The sequence below is a fragment of the Schinkia azotoformans genome (genome assembly GCF_035811335.1).
Lineage (GTDB): Bacteria > Bacillota > Bacilli > Bacillales > Bacillaceae_J > Schinkia > Schinkia azotoformans.
In genome coordinates this window covers 84,717-103,795 of sequence record NZ_JARSMD010000013.1, presented here as the reverse complement: position 1 = coordinate 103,795, position 19,079 = coordinate 84,717, and the positions used below count along the sequence as shown (strand labels likewise).

Below are 19,079 nucleotides of genomic sequence, written 5' to 3'. Positions count from 1 at the left end.
ATCTAAAGGAGCAAGCTCCTTATCATCCGCTCGACTTGCATGTATTAGGCACGCCGCCAGCGTTCGTCCTGAGCCAGGATCAAACTCTCCGAAAAGTGTTTGATTGCTCAAAATTAATACTGACTTGTTTGCACGCTTGACATTTTGTTTAGTTTTCAAAGATCATTTCATTCTTGTTTGTTACTACCATTCAGCAACAAAAGCTATCATACTACTTATCTTCCAAGAAGTCAATAACTTTTTTTAAAAAGATAATTCATGTTGTTTGAAAGGGGCGACTGATGGGAATCGAACCCACGAATGCCGGAGCCACAATCCGGTGCGTTAACCACTTCGCCACAGTCGCCATTATATTGGCAGGGGCAGTAGGAATCGAACCCACGCTGGAGGTTTTGGAGACCTCAGTTCTACCGTTAAACTATGCCCCTAATCTAAAATTCTCTTAACGACAAAAATAAGATTATCAAATTACTTCGCAGAAGTCAATAGACGCTTTAAATAAAATTTAAGTAATACATATTAGAATGACGCTGAAAATTAATAATACCACACATTAATGGAAAATCAAGAATTTTGTTTACTCAAGTGAATTATATTAAAAAGACCGACAAAATTTTACCGGTCCTCTGCAACTATCTGTTAATAATTTTCCAATATTATTCCCTTTTTCAGATTCGCAATTCCTTCCTTGCAAACTCCATAGGAAAGCCATGAACAGTCTTCACACAAGTGATCAAGGTCTTCAGGCTTAACCTTTTGGGCTACAAGTGAAACGAGCTCACTTTTTTTATATTCTTCACCTGCTTTTAAACCTAAATGACGTACTACTTTTTCATCTAAGTTGATAACAAACGAGTTTGACTTAGGCGAGTTGCAGTAGTCCTCCTTTTTATTCGGGCAAAAGGAACAGGTTTCATCCAATCCTACAACTACCTGAATCGGAAAATCAATTGTTTGATCACGTATTTCTTCCACTATTTCACTCATTTTTTCAACGAAGTCCGAACTGTATCCCATCCCTTTGAAGCCGTGAACGCATAGTAGATGATGCCCACGAAGAATCTTCTTTTTCAAATTCTTCCCCACCTTTGAATTTTTTTGATGACTTCCTCTTAAACTATTTTTCTCTATTTTATAATACTGTAACATTTTTACAACAATACTAGGGAAAATAAAAAAAGGAGATGCGGCTCATCTCCTACTCATAAAATTCTCCTTAGCAAGACTCTTCAAGTTACGGTCATAGGCAATTACTGTAATCGGTTCACTCTCCCGTACCTTAGAAAAATCAATTTGCATTTCCCAAGGCTGGACATAGGATTCAGCTAATTTGTTTTTTCCTTGGTAGGCGGCGACAACATAAGGCTGCTCACCTAAAGGTAATTTCACATAAACAAAGCAATTTCGTTTATTAGCTAGTTTTGAAATATTTTCAATGCGTTCAAATTTAGAAGCCTTTTGCCCTGAACCACTTGCTGTAACATCTGATAAAAACCAATCGCTGGCAATAATTCTTTTATAGGTGTTATCAACAAGCCTGCTATCGCCCATATCATAATTATTATTCTGATTATCATAATTTGTTGTTCTTTTATCTAGATTAAAATAAGTAATGGCTTTGACTTTAGGGTAAAGCCTTGGTAAAAATCCATACATATTCCCAATTTGCCCTGCAGCCCATTCTGAAAAATCCTTACCTAATTCATAACTATAATGGGAAACTGCTCCTTCCGATAGCATGATTGGCTTATGACTATATTTTTCATAAAGCGGTCGCAAATAATCAATTGGATTTCCGCCCGGCACCTCTTTCCCATGTGAAAATGGAATTGTATACAGGGAGAAACCTACCCAATCGACAATATCATCCCCTGGATAATAGGGTTCAATATTGTGGCGCGGCAAAAAATTAGGCGACCAAACCATGGCTACATTGGGGGCCTCTTCCGCCATTATATCGTGAATTAATTTAAATTTTTCTCGATATTTCTCCGGATTGCCGCTCCATGGGACCCATTCGCCGTTCATTTCACCGGCAAATCGAAGGAACACAGGAATTCCTGTAGATTTTGCCTCTCTTGCAAATTGCCTTACATAGTCATCATCTACTACATCATCCAAACCTTTGGATGGTTCCCAGCCAATTTGCATTGCCCCACCATTTTCTTTTACTTTTTGAGCAAATGACAATGGAAAATATGAATTTGTATCATCATATTTCTTCCTCCATGTTGTATATGTTAAATAGATGGCGTGTTTCTTCCCATATAGCTCGTTCACTTTATTGACGCTACCGTTTTCCCGTTTTCCGGCTACAAACATACCTAAATAAGTCCCGCTTGGAGGTTCAAATTTCGCTAGCTTTTCTTGATCTGAATTGGTCTCTTCAACGAATAGGTCCAGCTCCGTATCGATATGATCGGCCCTAATTAAATTCACAATTCCCCAATCGGCATGTCCTGCCTTTGCCCAATAATCGGCTGTCGCCCGATAATATTGGACAGCTTTGTTGTAGTCTTGGTTTGTATCATAAAACTCGGCTAAGTCTTTGCTATAGGTAGCAGCATAGTTCCATTTTTCATTATTAATTGCTTTTTCAAGATTCATTTTTAGCTCAGCTGGGTCACTTGCCACAGTTACATCCTGCATTAATAAAACGTTCGTAAAAACAAGAATGACTGCAATCCAAATGAGATGTTTTTTCATTAAAGAACCCTCCATCTATTTTCCATATAAATAATAGAGTTCTTAATTCAAGAGAAAATATACAATTACTGCTTTTTTTCATTCATATTTTTTAAAATATCTTTCAAAGTAGAATTGATATTATGTAGGGCGATTATAACAAATCCAAGCATTAGGAAGGTAACGATTTCATGTGTAAAAAAGGCTATAATTCCGATTACAGCAAAATAAAAAGTGTACAACCAATTTCTCATATTGGTATCTCCTTTCAAAAAAGCAGTGATGAAGTTTTTACCACTAGTGGTATATCTTGCCTCTATCTAGATTCTTTAATAGGTGCATATCCACCTAAAAATTTAAATGACCCTACCCTGTTTTTTCATTTTATTGTCCAGAGCTGAGCCAAATATTAACCCAAACAACATCCCAAAAGCAATTGCCATATAATAAATACTAGACAATGCTGCCCCTAAGATTAGTCCGTAAGTCATTCCAAGGCTTAGATATGTTCCATCCTCAACTAAACCGTGCTTTTTCACCAGATGGTTAATAATTAATTTAAAAGTTTCTTTATATTGCTTATGATCCATATCATTTTGTGTCTCTAAAAATAAAAGCAAATCATTAATATTTTCTTTTAAGCTTTCACAATCGGAACAGCCATTGGTCATGGAGAAATGATCCAGACGTTGAACAATCCGGAAAAGCATGCTCACTTTATATTTTTTTGCCTGTTTTTCATCTATTACTAACAACACATTTAAAATTCTCTCAGAAACTTCTTCACACCAATTCGAGTTTTCCATCTTTACCACTTCCTTAATGAAAAAAGTAGATGCTAAAACGGAAATACATATCCAATTCAACATTAGCATATATTTCAACTGGAATTAGCTTGAAGATTCAACATTTCTATTACAAAATATACCATCTAACGTTAAAAAAATACGTAATTTCCCCATGATGGCAAATTACGATGTCTTTTCTTACTACTATAATCCATAAAATTTTATACTTTATAGTACAAAATAAATAGGAGCAGCCTATAGCTCCCCCTATTTATACCCGAAGGACAACAAACTGACCTTCACCAAAAATGTTTTTGACATAATCGATTTTCCCATGATTAAGATAGGCTTGATCTCTTTCATTGATTATTAACCTAATTCCGCTTACTTCGATGATCTCGTCATTTTCTGAAACTGACTCTTCCAGAGCCAGTTGAAGCCTAGGTCCACCTCAACAAAGCTCCATTTTCAATCGAACGAATAGATCCTTTCCTGCATCAAATGCTTCTTGGAACTCCTTCATAATTTCCGTTATTGCTGCCCCTGTTATTTTAACCATAAAACTCCTCCATTTTTGTGAATTCAATTCGTTTTACTTACCCTATCTGGTATTCACTCATACTATATGAGGTATTAACGAAAAATGTCAATACTCTTTCTTTATCAACTATGGGGTTATCGATTCTTTACTTTCTAGTAAAAGTCCTGTAATCTCTCATTGATTACAGGCTTTTTTCATTTTCTATACAACTTCCCTTTGCAAACTAATTTTTTCTTTTGCTCTCTTTTTCATTGGCAAGGTAATCGTAAAACACGTCCCTTTTCCTACTTCGCTTTCCACCTCAATGAAACCATTCATCGATTCAATAATGCGATAAACGACCATCATACCGAGACCCGTTCCTTTTATTTCTTTCGTTGAAAAATAAGGTTCTCCTAAGCGTGAAAGCTGATTGGCATCCATCCCAATTCCGGTATCCCTTATCCGAATCACAACCGTTTTGTCATCTATAACATTCGAATAGACTGATAATAACCCACCATTTGGCATGGCTTCAATTGCATTTTTCATTAAGTTTACTAAACATTGCTGCAGTCTGGATCGCTCAGCCTTTATGGAACCTTCCATTAAAACGGATTGAACCTCAACATTATTCATATTTGCTAACGGCTGCATAACATCCATCGCACGCTTAAGTTCGTCCTTTGTTTGAAGGATTTCAACCTTTTCCGGGGATGGCTTGGCAAACGTTAAATAATCTTGGATTATACCGGCCGCCCGGTCAATCTCCTCAATTGAAATTTTAATGTATTCTTTACAATGAACGGGTACATCCTGTTCACTTAGAAGTTGCATAAAACCTCTACTTGTCGTCAACGGATTTCGTACTTCATGTGAAATACTGGAGGCGAGGTGACTAACTGCTTCTAATTTTTCATTTCTTATCAATTTCCTTTGGAGAAGCTCATGCTGACGAATATCCTCCACAACCCTTGTACTTATCCATGTACCTACAAGGTAAGCAACAATATAAGCAATCCAATTTTTTTGATCCATACCCGCTCCAGGGCTAATAAGAACCGTCATAACGGCAACAGTTAACGCTGAATAGGTACCCAGTGTAGTAGCAAACGATATTTTTTCAATAGAAGACCATGTCGTAAATTTTTCATAAATCGATAAGATAAGAACAGCGATCAATGTCGCTATTGTTGTCGTTATTATAATTCCTACCATTCCACCAATCGAAAGACGCAGTATGAACATAATAAGGTATAATCCAATCGTGACAAGTGGTCCACCATATAAACCACCAATTATAAATGGAATGTAGCGCAAATCGAAAACCAAACCATTATCGGTAGGTATTGTAAATTTCATGCATAAGACAATACTTAAAGCTCCAAACAGAAAAACGGCAATTTGCTTTATTGGCTTAGACCATTCCCGCTTTTCTGACCAATATTGGTACAAAAATACTAAAAACAATATAAAAAATAAATTTGGTGCAACATCTCTAATAAAATCAAACATTATCTATTCCTACTTTTTCTCCATTTTTCCCTTTTCCGTCCAATAAGTATTCGACATATACAGAAGAACTCCTTTTAAAGTAAGTCAATTTTTTAGTATATTTATTTTACAAAATTCACTTAAGATGGATGCAATTATCTTTTCAAAAGGCAATTGTTACATTGACAAAATCTAAATAAAGATTTATAATAATAATTGTAAACGCTTTCAATTTAGAGGTGAGGATTATGTTGTATAACAGTCATGAAGGGAAAGACTACTTCATTGATATCCTTTTAAATATCGGTTTGTTTAAAATGCCAGATGGCCGTCAATTATATGAAGCAACCGAAAACGAACTTAAAAAGGAACTATGTTCATTAACCAATAATCAATTTACATTCTGTACTCTTTCTCAATAATAACATTTTATTTGTTTATTGTTTTATGATAGGACTGACCAACAGGTCAGTTTTTTTATATTCTTTTTTAGCCTAATTATTGGCTCTATCCGGGAATTTCTTATATGATATATAATAGAAGGAATATAATGATTTTGAGCTCTTCTGAATAATCAATCTGACCACCTTGAAAGAAATGAGGGAAACCTATGAAAGATAGAAAAAATTTATTACAGGAGGCACAAGAGGTGCTAACTCAAACGAGCCGTACTTTTGTTATTCCTATATCCCGTTTGGAAGGCTCGCTCAATCATGTTGTCATGGCAGCATACCTTTGTATGCGCAGTATTGATGAAATTGAAGACCACCCAATCTTACCTAAAGAAGATAAAATTCGCCTCCTTAGATCTATCGGAGAACAAATTCTTAAGATCGGAACTCCCCTTTCCCCAGTATTTGCCGATTTAGACGACGTATTGCCAGAGGTGACAGTCCGGATTGATGATTGGCTTACCCTACTACCATCAGAGATTACGGAAAAGGTACGATTTTTCGTTTCAAAAATGGCTTATGGGATGGCGTCTTGGACGGAACGGAACTGGGTTGTTCGAACAGAGAAGGATCTTGATGATTATACATATTACGTTGCTGGATTGGTTGGTGAATTACTATCTACTTTATGGAAATGGCATGATGGTATTAATACAGATGCAGATCTAGCCATAGCTTTTGGACGAGGTTTACAAGCCGTAAACATTATCCGTAACCGGGGGGAGGATCAAGACCGCGGTGTATCCTTTTATCCAGATGGTTGGACACAGGAAAGAATGATTGAATATGCTAAAAAGCAATTGTCCCAAGCAGATCAATATATTGCCTCTATTCACTCCAAGCATATTTATGAATTTTGTTCTATTCCACTAGCTCTTGCCTACGGTACATTGAGAGTTATTGAAAACAACCGGGAAAAATTGAAACGTGAGGAAGTAATCAAGATTGTTGATACGATCATTGGATGATAGGTTTCCCCTTTACACAATGAATGAGGCCGACTCTTAAATTGGAGGCGGCCTCTATCTATCAATCACTATTTATCTTGTTTCTCCTGGTCCATAACTGGCTCATGAAGCTGTGTTTCCCTATCCTCTTCCCCTCCTACGGCTATTTCTGATTTCGAGTCATCAAAATTATTTACATTCCCACGAGATACAAAGCTCTCTAACATCGCCTTTAAATCCATTCCTGTGCTTTCTTTCAAACTTTCCTGTAGTCCAAGCATTGTTTTCGTCACATTGTTTGTGATCTTCGCAGCTCCACTGGAATCAGAGCCACCCATATCAATCACCTTCATGCCTTCAATCTTGGAAAGTGGTTGTGCTACTTCACGAGCATACTTAGGCAGCATATCCATGAACATTTCGAGGATTGCCGCTTCCCCGTATTTCGCCATCGCTTGTGCCATTAATTCCTTCGCCTCAGCCTCAGCACGCCCTCGTTCACGGATAACTGCAGCTTCAGCCAATCCTTTTTGCTTTTCAATGAGTGCTTTTGTCTCTCCATCAATTCGCGCTTTATCCGCTTCTGCCTCTGCTTTTGCTTTAATATCATAGGCATTAGAATCTGCCAGTGCTTTCCGGCGTTTTTGTTCCTCAAGCTCCAATTCTACTTGACGCTGACGCTCAATGAACTGAATCTTCATTTCCTCTTCCTTGACTTGCTGGGCGAGTCTTGCTTTTTCCAATTCATAAGATTGTTCCGCCTTTGCCCGCGCTCTTTCCGTTTCTTCTTTTATTTGTGCTTCCTTAATATCCTTCTCTTTCTTTGATTCGGCGATTACAGTAAGACGCTTATTTTCCTCATCCTGGGCTTCTTGATCATTTTTCGCTTTATAGATTCGTGTTTCTTTTTCCGCATCTGACTCTGCCATTTCAGCTTTTTTGCGAATTTCCGCAATCCGCGGTCGTCCAAGATTATCTAAATATCCATTTTCCTCATCCGCATCTCGAAGATCATCTAAACCAAATGAAGTGATCTTAAAACCCATGTTATCAAGTTCTTTTTGCGCTATTTCCTGCACTTGTTGATTAAAGGATTCCCGGTCATTATTAATCTCTTCTACTGTTAATTTCGATAAAATAGCCCGCAGATTTGTCCCGAGGACCTTTGAGACCTCTTCTTCAATCTCATGCTGTTTTTTTCCTAAAAATTGTTCAGCATAATTAGCGATTCCAATTAAAGAGTCAGCGATTTTAACTGAGGTAATCGCATCTGCTATAACCGGCACCCCTTGAGCTGTGTACACTTTTGGAGTTGTTAATTTAATTTGGAATGAATTTAAATCAACGGGTGTACATGTTTGGAACAATCTTAAGCGAACCCCACCTCCGCGGATAATTTTTAAACTTCTGCCGTTTTCGTCTTCAAAAATACGCGGGTCGCTATCAGGATTCCCCAGTTTCGGACCTGTAATAATAAGCGCTTGGTTAGAACTCGCCGTTCGGTAATGCTTTTTTAAAATAAAAAAGCCAATCCCACCACCAATAAGTAAAAATAAAAGAATAATACCACCTAAACTTAACCAGATAATATTAAGCATTGCAACCAACCACTCCTCCTGAGAGATGGTAAGCAGGGTATAATTGAATAAACATTGTTTTCCCCGCTCCCATTAATTAATACGACAGCCATTCCAAAAAAGTTACAAAATTATTAATAATTAGGATATTGTACCTAGATTTGACGCTTCCTAAGAAAATACCATCAATGATGAAACTTGTCTGCATCTTTTGTCGTATAATAGTAGTAATCGTAATTTCATTTCTAGGAGAGAATTTTTTATGAGATCCGTCTTAACGTTTTTATTTCGCAGTTTGATTTCAGTGATAATAGTTGGAATCATCTGGCCGACCGCTTATTTTGGATTTGAGCAATCATTCTTGAACTCCTCTTTGTTAGCAATACTTGGGGGTGGATTAGCCAATTTCATTTTAAAAAAGCGCGGACAGAATAAACTTTTAAAAGAAAATCAATTAACAAAAAAAGAGTATCAGTATATTGCTCAAAATGTTAAAGAGGCAAACCAAAAGATCAAGCGTCTTAATAAAGTGCTACTTAGCATTCGCTCTTTTCGTGCAGCGAAACTACTGGGCAACCTGCAACGACTTGTTAAACAGATTTATCAAATTGTAAAAAAGGAACCAAAGCGTTTTTATCAAGCAGAACGATTTTTCTTCTATCATTTAGATTCTGTTGTTGAATTATCGGAACGCTACGTATTTTTGTCACGCCAAAATATTAAAGATTTAGAGGTTCGAAAGTCGCTTTCGGAAACAGAAGAAACATTGGAAAAACTAGTGAAATCACTGAATGAAGACTTACTTACCGTCCTTTCAAACGATATTGAGTTATTAAATATGGAACTTGATGTTGCACGGCAAACCCATGACCTGCAAAATGGATTTATGGAACAAACGCAAAATCAAAACCTAATCCAAGAGCCACCACAATCAATTAAAATTAATTTTACAGACCAAGCCCGTCGGGAAAAAAATAAGGTACCGGACGAAAGGAGATAAAAAATATGAGTAACGAAATAAAAGCTTCAAACGAGACGAACAATGCTCTAGACGATCTGCTGGCAAACCCATTTGGTGAAATTGAAACCGAGCCTGTTGTCACCCAATTTAAAGAAGATAGACCGAGGCGAATGATTGATTCATTGCCTGAAGTCTACCGCCAAAAAGCAATGGAATTAGCTACGCAAATTAATCCTAAGGACCAGCAGACCATCATCCAATTCGGAACAGCTGCGCAAACAAAGCTTTCCAACTTTTCACATTCAATGCTTGAGCACGTTCAGAAAAAAGATACTGGTCCAATTGGCGACATTTTAAAGGAGCTTATGCAAAAGCTTGAACAGGTCAATCCAGAGGAATTAAGCGGTGAAAAGAAAAATATATTTAAGCGGATTTTCAATAAGGTATCAACCTCAGTCAATGAAATTTTGTCAAAGTATCAAAAAATTGGGTCCCAAATTGATAAAATCGGGGTAAAACTTGATCATCAAAAAAATATTCTACTAACTGATAATAAGATGCTTGATGAACTGTTTCAAAAAAACAAGGAATACTTTGATGGCCTAAATATTTATATTGCAGCTGGTGAACTAAAATTAGAAGAGCTTCATGCAAAGGATATACCCGCATTAAAGCAGAAAGCCGAACAATCGGACGACCAAATGGTTTATCAGGATTTAAATGACTTAGTCCAGTTTGCAGACAGACTTGAAAAACGCCTGCATGACTTGAAGCTAAGCCGTCAAATTACAATTCAAAGCGCACCGCAAATCCGGATGATTCAAAATATGAATCAAGCGCTAGTGGAAAAAATTCAATCATCGATTTTAACAGCCATACCATTATGGAAAAATCAAATTACGATTGCCTTAACACTTTATAGACAAAAGCGCGCAGTAGAAGCACAAAAGCAAGTGAGCAAAACGACAAATGAACTTTTACTTAAAAATGCGGAAATGCTAAAAACAAACAGTATTGAGACCGCGATCGAAAACGAACGCGGCCTGGTCGATATTGAAACGTTGAAAAAAACACAGGAAAATTTAATTACAACCTTACAAGAAACCATCCGCATTCAGCATGAAGGACGAATGAAACGCCAACAAGCTGAACAGGAATTAATCAAAATGGAAGATGAGATGAAACAAACGCTATTAAGTTTGAAATAGTGGTATAACTTTTTTACTTAGATAAAAAATAAGCTAAGTGTTAGTCACTAACACAAAACTTCAATGTGGAGGGATCTATATTGAATATTCTAATTAGCTTATTTTTAACCATCCTTTTCTTTGGTTATCGAATGGTAAACCTGCTTAATCATGTATCGTTAAAGTTACGGGAATTAGGAAGAATGCCATCTGTTACGTAAACTCGGAGTATTCGTTTAAGTAGACCTTTCCCAAACATAAAACACATGACCTTTATTTTATAATAGTCATGTGTTTTTTAATTTACCCCACTTGTCACAGGATACGAAATCATGGTAAAATTCATTTAGATAATTATCTAAATATCTAATCAATAAAAAGAGGCGATCTCAATGAATGAATCATTCAAGGCATTGTCTGACCCGACGCGGCGAAAAATTCTACGCCTTCTTAGGGAAAAGGATATGACTGCAGGCGAAATTGCGGATCAATTCAATATGACTAAACCAAGCATTTCCCACCACCTCAATCAGTTAAAACAAGCAAAACTTGTGATTGATGAACGAAAAGGCCAGCACATCATCTATTCACTAAATACTTCAGTAGTTCAAGAAATGGTTGGCTGGTTTTTGGATATTCTAGAAAAAGAGGAGGAAACCAACAATGAGCACTAGTAAAATGAAATGGAATAAATATGACTTTTTCATTTTAATTATTATTCTAATTCCAATTGGGTTACTAGTAACGTTTTATAATAAACTCCCTAATGAATTAGCCACTCATTTTGGAATAAGCGGTGAACCGAACGGCTACCAAGGGAAGATTACCTTCTTACTGTTCAACATCTTTTTACTCATTGGCGTTCCATTATTAATGAAGGTAACTCGCTACATCGATCCCCAAAAAAGAAATTATGATAAATTTGAACCAACTTATGATATTTTTCGCTTAATTTTTTCTACTTTTCTAAGTGTTATGATGATAACATTACTATTTTATAATCTTGGGCATTCCGTTAATATTCAAATGATTATATTAATTTGTATAGGAATTCTCTTTATGTTTCTTGGCAATTATATGTCACGTATTCGATTTAACTTTACGATAGGAATTCGAACACCTTGGACGTTGGCAAATGAAGAAGTTTGGCGCCGAACACATCGTCTTGGCGGACCACTTTGGTTAACTGGTGGATTGCTTGTTGTAATTTTGGCGTTTTTACCCGGAAATATAGCCTTTGTTTACATGATGATCGTTTTAGCCATTATTACAATAATACCAATGGTTTATTCTTATTTTCTTTTTAAGAAATTGGATCATCAACAATAAAGAGTACTGACTAAAAATACCTGCTTTAAACTATTCTCGTCACATGATGTCAAAACACTATCAGCATTTGCATTTTTTTAAGTTATTTACAATATTCAATGAAATAAGGGAGCTGACGTAGTTACAGCTCCCCCTTTTTAATATATTCAAATAAAAACGACTGCCCTTTTCGATAAAATCTTGGGTCGTACAAGCCTAAATAGTTCTCATCATCGACAATGACGACAAACGGAGCCCACTGATAAAGGGTTTTAGCTTCTGGACGTTTTTCAAAAAGCAGGTCTAAATCAGCCCCTTCATTAGATTTTAAATGATAAAGAATTTGGTCCTCTTTTATAAAACTAGTATCAATGATATCAACGATTTCTTCACTTTTGCCAATGACGGTGAAGTTAAAAGGGACAAAACCGGCAGAAAGTGCGACTTCTTCATACTTCCCATCATACTGACTATAAATATAAAAACCATATACTGATTGGATGATGACATGGATACCCATTGCAAGCCATGCCAGTCGAAATATTTTTTGAGTCGGCAATGTCGATCGTTTAGAAATGACAAAAGCCGCCAGGATAATAATCCAAAGTACAAAATCAACAATAGGAATCGTTCCAAACGTGATCCTAGTGTTAGAAAAGGGTTCTAAATAGCCGGTCCCCCATGCATTGAACAAATCGCTTGTATCATGGATAAGAACAGCCAGCCACGAAATATAAAATAGCCGCCTATCTTTTACGCGAAAGAAGATCCACATTAGGAAGAAAAATGTGAACGCCCATAAAGGTGTTAAAAATACCGAATGGGTAATTCCGCGGTGCCACATTTGATATAAGCCTTCTGTATCCCAAACCCTAGAAACGATATCGATATCTGGAATTTGACTGGCGCCGATGGTTGATACTAACAGAGCGCGGTTATAACGTTTCGTTTCTTTTTCATTTTTGAAGGCGCCATATAGGGAGAGACCAAATAATGTGTGGGTGATCGTGTCCATTTTTATCCCCCTATAATTTTTTTGTCATGTTGTACCAAGTAACGCCTCCATGCCCAGATTCTGAAAGCCCCCGATTCATATAGCCCATCTTTTCGTAAAAAGGAACAAATTTTTCTTTACAGGTGAGCGTCACAGTTTTACGGTTCTTCGCTTTTGCTTCATTTTCAAGATGTGTCAGCAGCACTGATGAGATTCCCCGTTTTTGATATTGCGGAGTTACTGCCAAGCCTAGCACACTTTGATGACCACCTAGTTTTGGATTTTCCTTACTTTCACTAAATAGATCATCTGTTATGAACTCATTTTCAATGACCGGACCGTTGACAATTCCAACAATTTTCCCGTTCTCATCTTCCGCTACAAAAAAACTATCAGGAGTATATTGAATACGTTTGATAAAGGCTTCTTTCGTAGCAGCCTCTGTTTTAATAAAACAAAGATTTTCGATGTCTACTACATCCTGTAGATCATCCATTTTTGCGTTTCGTATTTTGAACATACTATTTCTCCCCTCTTGATTTCACCGGTTCATTAATTCACTCTTCTTACCAATGGTTTTCCTGCTTCTACCAATGCTTTTGTACCTACCAGGAAAACCATTCGCTTGCGTCATTTATCCACATCCATTATTTTGATTACTTATTTATTCCAACTAAGATTTCTAAATCAACGGTGATTTCTGCGGAAGCCTGATTGCGGAAGGCATTTATCCGATCTTGGTCCCCAGACCAAGCAAGCGGTGTCATCCCCACTAAATTGTAAAGTTCTTCTTTAGTAAGTATTTTTGTATAATTAAGTTTAATATTATGTATTACCTTAAAATGTTCTTTAAAAAGGGATATTGTATCATCATTTTTGTAATCTTTTTTCTCAGTACTTTCAAAAAGTGCCTCTCGAATTTCTTTTAAGTAGTTGGGACCTGGCACCACTTTTATGACGAGACCATCCTGAACTAACATTCGCTTGAATTCCTTGTAATTTGATGGCGATAAAATATTGAGAATAACATAAAATGAGTGATCGGCCAACGGGGATTTTGCTAAGTCTCCAACAAGCCAAATCGGATTTTCGTACCTTTTAGCCGCTGCAACAATCCCTTCTTTTGCTATATCAAGACCAACCCCAGTAATCGCCTCGATCTCACATCCATCTATTATTCGTTGTAAGTGTGACCCTTCTCCGCACCCTAAATCAACGATCAAACATGGATTTATAGACGTATCCATACTATTTTTAATAACGTTGGATATTGACTTATGCATCTCATCATATAATTCACTGCCATTAATTATTTTGTGTCTTGCTTCAAAAAGCTCTTTGCTGTAATGGCTATTTGACTGCTGAGTCATCAAATTGAGATATCCTTGTTTTGCAAAATCAAAAGTGTGATTGTTGGTGCAAATTAAACTTTTATGTTCAACCACTCTCATCTCACTTTCGCAAAGTGGGCATTTAAAGGCCAATATATTTTTGCTAACACGTCTCGCACTATTTATTTTTTTTGACATTATAAATGGACTTCCTTTCAAACCTCCTAAAAGTTAAAAAATCACAGGTGATTTGCCTGTGATACACAGCTACCTCATTATATTATTTATCAGAAAAAGCCAAAGAAAACAATGTAAAAATCTCAAAGGAGCTTAGAACCCTTTTGTATCCGCTTTTTCGTAATGCTGATCACTGCGCCTACTATTAGCCGGATAATGAATAATCCATATTTTATACTTTTATCACAATAAAGTTAATTAACATATGGAATATTTACCAGTATAATAGGCTTATAGTCTGAAAGATGGATTTTATTACTAATAGGAGAGATGAATATGTTCGATAAGCTAAAACCAAGAGTCAATATTGATAAGTTCCTTCAATATGGAACTGATATTGAAGTTAAGGGACGATTTAAAGATACGTTAGCCTATAATCATTTCACAACCGAGGATCAAGCAAGGCTAAAGGAAATCGTATCATTATTAGAATCAAGCACAAATGAAATGGTCAGAATTTTTGAAACATATTTAAAAGAGTTAAAAGCTGAAGGAATTGAAAGGATTTCAACAGCATCCATTGAACGCTATATTAACATTTTTTTCTATGAGGAACGGAACGAAGAATACGTTGATCAGATTATTTCCTTTTTTGAGGAACTTCGAACACATCATTATAACATCGGCAAGCTTGTCGTTGCATTCAATCAGTTTAATTTTTATTTAATTACCAACCTATTGGCTAAGAAGGGGCAAAATCCTCATAAATGCCTACAGTTATTAGAAGTACTTCAACGAGCCATTAACATAGATCAGCAAATATTGATTGAAGTTTTCACTGAAAAAGTAGTGGAGCAGGTTTCTGAAGGCATTGCCCAGTTAATGGATAAAAATGCAGAAATTATGTTCATTAAAGGATTAATTCAAAGCTTAGAAGAACAAAATCACGAGATACAGAATGCGTCAGCCGCAACTGAAGAAATTTCTGCTTCGATTGCCGACGTTGCAAGATCTGCAACACATGTTTCTGAAAAAACAGCCCTTGCTGTTAATAAGGCTGAAAATGGAAGGCATGTCATAAGTAATGCTTTAGACGAAATCGTCCATACCCGTGATACATTTGAGAACATTGTAAAAAATTTCTCACAATTAAAAGTATATGTCTCCACTATTGAAGACATTGTTGGTTTAATTAACGGGATTGCCGACCAAACAAATTTGCTGGCACTAAATGCTTCAATTGAAGCTGCACGAGCCGGCGAACATGGAAAAGGCTTTGCTGTTGTTGCGAATGAAGTCAGGAAGTTAGCTGAAAATACAGTTTCTTCCGTGAAGCAAGTAAATCATAATGTTCAAAATTTGCGTGCCTTCTCTACTGAAGTGTCAGACTCTATCAATTCTACTTCCGTTGTTATTGAAAAAGCTACCACGGAAGCTCAGGAAGCCTTACCTTTATTATCAGAGATTGTTGAAATCGTTGAAGAAATTAATGAAAATACGAACAGCATAGCGGCAGTATGTGAGGAACAGGCAGCTGCGACTGATGACATTTCAAACCGTATGGCCTCGATTTCCAACTTGTCTGAAGATGTACGAGAATTGGGAAGAAACACGGGATCTGCTGTTTACACACTAAGTCAGACAATCGATTCATTCAGACAAAATATGATTAATAATAATAATATCCTTTTATCTACAAAGGCATTATTAAGCCTATCCAAAACAGATCATATATTATGGAAGTGGCGTATCTATAATATGTTCTTGGGGCTGGAAACAATCGATCCAAATGAAGTAACATCCCACAATCATTGTCGATTAGGCAAATGGTATTTTCATGAAAATACCAAGGAGCGTTGCAGACACTTTTCCAGCTATCAAAAGTTAAATGAACCACACCGCCATGTCCATGAGTGTGCCAGGAAAGCAGCCGAAGCCTATTTAGCTAAAGATATGGTACAAGCAGAAGAACACTTATCCAATCTAGAAGAAGCCTCCAAAGAAGTCCTACAACGTATTAATGAGCTTTTAAACGATTTAGAGTATGAAAAACAACTAAGGCAAAGTAAATAAAAGTAAGTACGTGATAATATATAATCTAAATTACTTCTTTGTAGTCAGATAGCAGATTGAGGACAAAAATCTCAATCTGCTATTTTGTTGGTTTTTTACAGTAAAACAAAAGTCAACAGTGAAAGAGCTACAGATGTAATCAACATCGCTACAAAAGGGCGCATTGCTTTTGTTTTGACGTCCGCAAGACTAATATTTAATCCCAGCCCAACCATTGCCGTTGTTAATATAAAAGTTGTAGCTGTAGCAACTCCGCTCATAAATGAATCTGTCACAGGTAAGTATGTACCAAGAACATAGCTTCCAAAAAAGCTCATTGCAATAAATCCAAAGAGAAACCATGGAATATCAACTTTCCCGTTCGATTCCGAATGATTTTTTCGTTTCATCCAATAGACAAGAATAAAGCATAATGGAATGAGTAAGAACACCCTTCCCAGTTTAGCTAGTAAACCGATAGCCAAAGCATCTTGTCCACCGGGAGCTGCGGCTAGTGCAACATGGGCAAGCTCATGAAGACTAATGCCAGACCAGATGCCGTATTTTTCTGCCGTCACATCTAAAATAGGCAATAACAGTGTATAGCAAATCGAAAAAACAGTTCCGACTAAGGCAATGATCCCAACGCTAGTTGCCGTATCCTCATCCTTCGCTTTAATAATCGGTGCAACTGCTGCAATCGCCGCCGCTCCACATACTCCCGTTCCTACTCCTAATAAAAGAGAGATCGAAGTGTCCGCCTTCAACCATTTAGCCAGTAAAAGCGTTACAGTAATTGCAAAAATAATTGTTCCCGCATCCCAAGCAAGCAATCCTAGCCCTTCATGAAAAATAACATCCATATTTAATTTCAATCCGTACAAAATAATCGCAAAACGCAATAATTTCTTGGAAGCAAATTGGATTCCGGTGCGGAAAGTATCTGGATAACCCCAAATTTGTCGATATACAACAGCCAAAATAATAGCACAGGCCATTGGCCCAATCTGTTTAAATCCCGGAATCAAAGCCAGACCATACCCCAATAATGCAATTAAAAACGTGAACCCAATACCCTTATACATTTAAACACCCCTAACCTTAAACCAATTGCGACTTAGTTATTTTATTTTAATATAATTCCGATTTTTTCGCCTTAAAAATACAATAAAAAGTATTTAAATTGGGCAAAGTAACCTTATTATACTCTAGGATTTTCCAATAGAAGTGAAAAGAGGATTTTTATGTTTTTCAAAAATGATAATTCAGAAAAGGTATTCAATCAGATTAATGAAAAACTATCCCCATCAATTGATATTGTAAAAAAGGATGTAGAATCAAAAGGAAAAAAGCTCTCTATTCTATATTACAAAAGCTTAGTTGATGAAATGAATATTCAAACTATAGTCATCAAGCCCTTTTTTGAAATAGAGCAATTAAGTGAATTTTCAAACCATCTTCAATCAAATCCAAAAACGAAGAACTTTCAGGATGAAGCTGATGCCTTGCAGGAATTATTATCAGGTCGTATTTTATTACTCCTGGAACATTTTTTGTTTCTAATTGATTTTAAAAAAGATGTTGATGATACGCTGTCGGAATCATCTGTCGAAACGACGATACAAGGGCCTCATCTGGCATTAAGCAACAATCTGGCAATAAATATTACGCTAATTCGGGAACGATACCCGCAAACATCTTTAAAAGTAAAAAATACAGTTGTAGGGTCCGTTTCAAGAACAAAAGTTGCAATACTTTATGATGAGCAAACAGTAAATAAGGATGTATTAATAAAGGCCCAAAAAATGCTTAATGAATTAAATGTAGATCTATTTCAATCAGGAGAGCAATTAAATGATCTGATAACAAGACGAAACCGGTCTTTATTTCCCACTATAATGATGACTGAAAGACCAGATCGAGTTGTCTATAATATAGCTCAAGGGAAGATCGTACTAATCGTATCTGGTTCACCTTTTGCGATTATTATTCCAACGGTTTTTTATGACTTTATGACATCAATGGCGGAAGTGTATCAGCCCTTTTGGACTAGTCGATTTTTACTTTCACTACGGTATATTGGATTACTATTTACGATCACATTGCCGGCATTTTATGTTGCGGTTACATCTTATAGCCCGGAACTTTTTCGAGTACAGCTCGCATTATCAATCGCTGGGAGCAGGGCAAACGTACCCTATCCTTCCTATTTAGAAGTATTATTTATGTTATTGATGATGGAATTATTAACCGAGGCTAGTATTCGCTTACCAAAAACAATCGGCCAAACCGCTACTACCGTAGGTGGTTTAATTTTAGGTCAAGCTGCCACTGACGCAAGTCTTGTTAGTAACATCATGATTATTATAGTCTCTGCCGTTGCTATTTCTAATTTTGTCATTCCTATTAGTACGTTGAGTTTTTCCTTTAGATTGACGAAATACATTCTATTGTTCATTGCAATCTTTTTTGGACTGGTGGGGATCGTAATCGGTATATTTGTATTAATTGCTTATCTAGTTAATCTTGATAGCTTTGGTCAACCTTATCTAAAACTATTTTTGGCAAAGCCTTCCGAGTCAAAGAAAATGTTTAAGACTTGAAGG

General features: G+C 36.4%; 18 protein-coding genes, 2 tRNA genes and 1 rRNA gene. 8 read left to right on the top strand and 13 right to left on the bottom strand.

Features of this window, described 5'->3' with window-relative positions:
- The 8 genes from P9E47_RS07435 to P9E47_RS07400 all read right to left on the bottom strand — a co-directional run.
- A 16S ribosomal RNA gene (locus P9E47_RS07435) occupies positions 1-95 on the bottom strand; the annotation flags it as partial.
- A 178-nt stretch (positions 96-273) separates the two neighbouring features.
- Positions 274-346 (bottom strand) — tRNA-His (locus P9E47_RS07430).
- 8 nt (positions 347-354) lie between these two features.
- Positions 355-428, bottom strand: a tRNA-Trp gene (locus P9E47_RS07425).
- Positions 429-639: 211 nt separating this feature from the next.
- Entirely contained in the window at positions 640-1,074 is a 435-nt protein-coding gene (locus P9E47_RS07420) for a DUF1284 domain-containing protein (protein ID WP_003329607.1), read from the bottom strand.
- 117 nt (positions 1,075-1,191) lie between these two features.
- The gene (locus P9E47_RS07415) at positions 1,192-2,706 is read right to left on the bottom strand and encodes a glycoside hydrolase family 26 protein (protein ID WP_003329608.1); all 1,515 of its coding nucleotides are present in this window, start codon (positions 2,704-2,706) and stop codon (positions 1,192-1,194) included.
- 65 nt (positions 2,707-2,771) lie between these two features.
- The gene (locus tag P9E47_RS07410) at positions 2,772-2,939 is read right to left on the bottom strand and encodes a hypothetical protein (protein ID WP_202594793.1); all 168 of its coding nucleotides are present in this window, start codon (positions 2,937-2,939) and stop codon (positions 2,772-2,774) included.
- Between the two features lie 102 nt (positions 2,940-3,041).
- The gene (locus P9E47_RS07405) at positions 3,042-3,491 is read right to left on the bottom strand and encodes a hypothetical protein (protein WP_035196048.1); all 450 of its coding nucleotides are present in this window, start codon (positions 3,489-3,491) and stop codon (positions 3,042-3,044) included.
- Positions 3,492-4,215: 724 nt separating this feature from the next.
- Complete coding sequence (locus P9E47_RS07400; protein ID WP_326163009.1) at positions 4,216-5,508, bottom strand: ATP-binding protein; 1,293 nt, start codon at positions 5,506-5,508, stop codon at positions 4,216-4,218.
- Positions 5,509-5,735: 227 nt separating this feature from the next.
- Between P9E47_RS07400 and P9E47_RS07395 the strand changes: the two genes are divergently transcribed.
- Together P9E47_RS07395 and P9E47_RS07390 are read left to right on the top strand one after the other, a co-directional pair.
- Positions 5,736-5,909, top strand: a complete 174-nt coding sequence (locus P9E47_RS07395) for a Fur-regulated basic protein FbpA (protein ID WP_081585625.1) — start codon at positions 5,736-5,738, stop codon at positions 5,907-5,909.
- Positions 5,910-6,097: 188 nt separating this feature from the next.
- Complete coding sequence (locus tag P9E47_RS07390) at positions 6,098-6,907, top strand: squalene/phytoene synthase family protein (RefSeq protein WP_003329612.1); 810 nt, start codon at positions 6,098-6,100, stop codon at positions 6,905-6,907.
- Between the two features lie 68 nt (positions 6,908-6,975).
- Here P9E47_RS07390 and P9E47_RS07385 read toward each other — a convergent pair whose 3' ends face one another.
- A complete protein-coding gene (locus P9E47_RS07385; protein ID WP_035196206.1) occupies positions 6,976-8,484 on the bottom strand; it encodes a flotillin family protein in 1,509 nt (502 codons plus the stop codon).
- A 241-nt stretch (positions 8,485-8,725) separates the two neighbouring features.
- Here P9E47_RS07385 and P9E47_RS07380 point away from each other — a divergent pair, with 241 nt between their 5' ends.
- The 4 genes from P9E47_RS07380 (at position 8,726) to P9E47_RS07365 (ending at position 11,940) form a co-directional block, all read left to right on the top strand.
- Positions 8,726-9,463, top strand: a complete 738-nt coding sequence (locus tag P9E47_RS07380; protein ID WP_326163007.1) for a 5-bromo-4-chloroindolyl phosphate hydrolysis family protein — start codon at positions 8,726-8,728, stop codon at positions 9,461-9,463.
- 5 nt (positions 9,464-9,468) lie between these two features.
- Positions 9,469-10,632, top strand: a complete 1,164-nt coding sequence (locus P9E47_RS07375; RefSeq protein ID WP_326163006.1) for a toxic anion resistance protein — start codon at positions 9,469-9,471, stop codon at positions 10,630-10,632.
- Between the two features lie 371 nt (positions 10,633-11,003).
- Positions 11,004-11,285: an autorepressor SdpR family transcription factor gene (locus P9E47_RS07370; RefSeq protein ID WP_003329617.1), complete on the top strand. Its 282-nt coding sequence runs from the start codon at positions 11,004-11,006 to the stop codon at positions 11,283-11,285.
- The gene (locus tag P9E47_RS07365; RefSeq protein ID WP_326163004.1) at positions 11,275-11,940 is read left to right on the top strand and encodes an SdpI family protein; all 666 of its coding nucleotides are present in this window, start codon (positions 11,275-11,277) and stop codon (positions 11,938-11,940) included. Before P9E47_RS07370 ends, P9E47_RS07365 begins: the two co-directional genes overlap by 11 nt.
- Before the next feature lie 121 nt (positions 11,941-12,061).
- Here the strand turns inward: P9E47_RS07365 and P9E47_RS07360 are convergent, their stop codons facing one another.
- From P9E47_RS07360 to P9E47_RS07350, 3 genes are all read right to left on the bottom strand, one after another.
- A complete protein-coding gene (locus P9E47_RS07360; RefSeq protein WP_326163002.1) occupies positions 12,062-12,934 on the bottom strand; it encodes a metal-dependent hydrolase in 873 nt (290 codons plus the stop codon).
- Between the two features lie 10 nt (positions 12,935-12,944).
- Positions 12,945-13,433, bottom strand: a complete 489-nt coding sequence (locus tag P9E47_RS07355) for a GNAT family N-acetyltransferase (protein WP_326163000.1) — start codon at positions 13,431-13,433, stop codon at positions 12,945-12,947.
- 136 nt (positions 13,434-13,569) lie between these two features.
- A complete protein-coding gene (locus P9E47_RS07350; protein ID WP_039956929.1) occupies positions 13,570-14,442 on the bottom strand; it encodes a putative RNA methyltransferase in 873 nt (290 codons plus the stop codon).
- A 315-nt stretch (positions 14,443-14,757) separates the two neighbouring features.
- On the opposite strand from P9E47_RS07350, the gene P9E47_RS07345 reads away from it, so the two are divergent.
- Complete coding sequence (locus P9E47_RS07345) at positions 14,758-16,494, top strand: globin-coupled sensor protein (protein WP_326162998.1); 1,737 nt, start codon at positions 14,758-14,760, stop codon at positions 16,492-16,494.
- Positions 16,495-16,589: 95 nt separating this feature from the next.
- Here the strand turns inward: P9E47_RS07345 and P9E47_RS07340 are convergent, their stop codons facing one another.
- Positions 16,590-17,558 (bottom strand): YeiH family protein, encoded by a 969-nt coding sequence (locus tag P9E47_RS07340; RefSeq protein WP_003329623.1) that lies wholly within the window; start codon positions 17,556-17,558, stop codon positions 16,590-16,592.
- A gap of 159 nt (positions 17,559-17,717) precedes the next feature.
- Here P9E47_RS07340 and P9E47_RS07335 point away from each other — a divergent pair, with 159 nt between their 5' ends.
- Complete coding sequence (locus P9E47_RS07335) at positions 17,718-19,076, top strand: spore germination protein (RefSeq protein ID WP_326162997.1); 1,359 nt, start codon at positions 17,718-17,720, stop codon at positions 19,074-19,076.
- Positions 19,077-19,079: the final 3 nt, after the last annotated feature.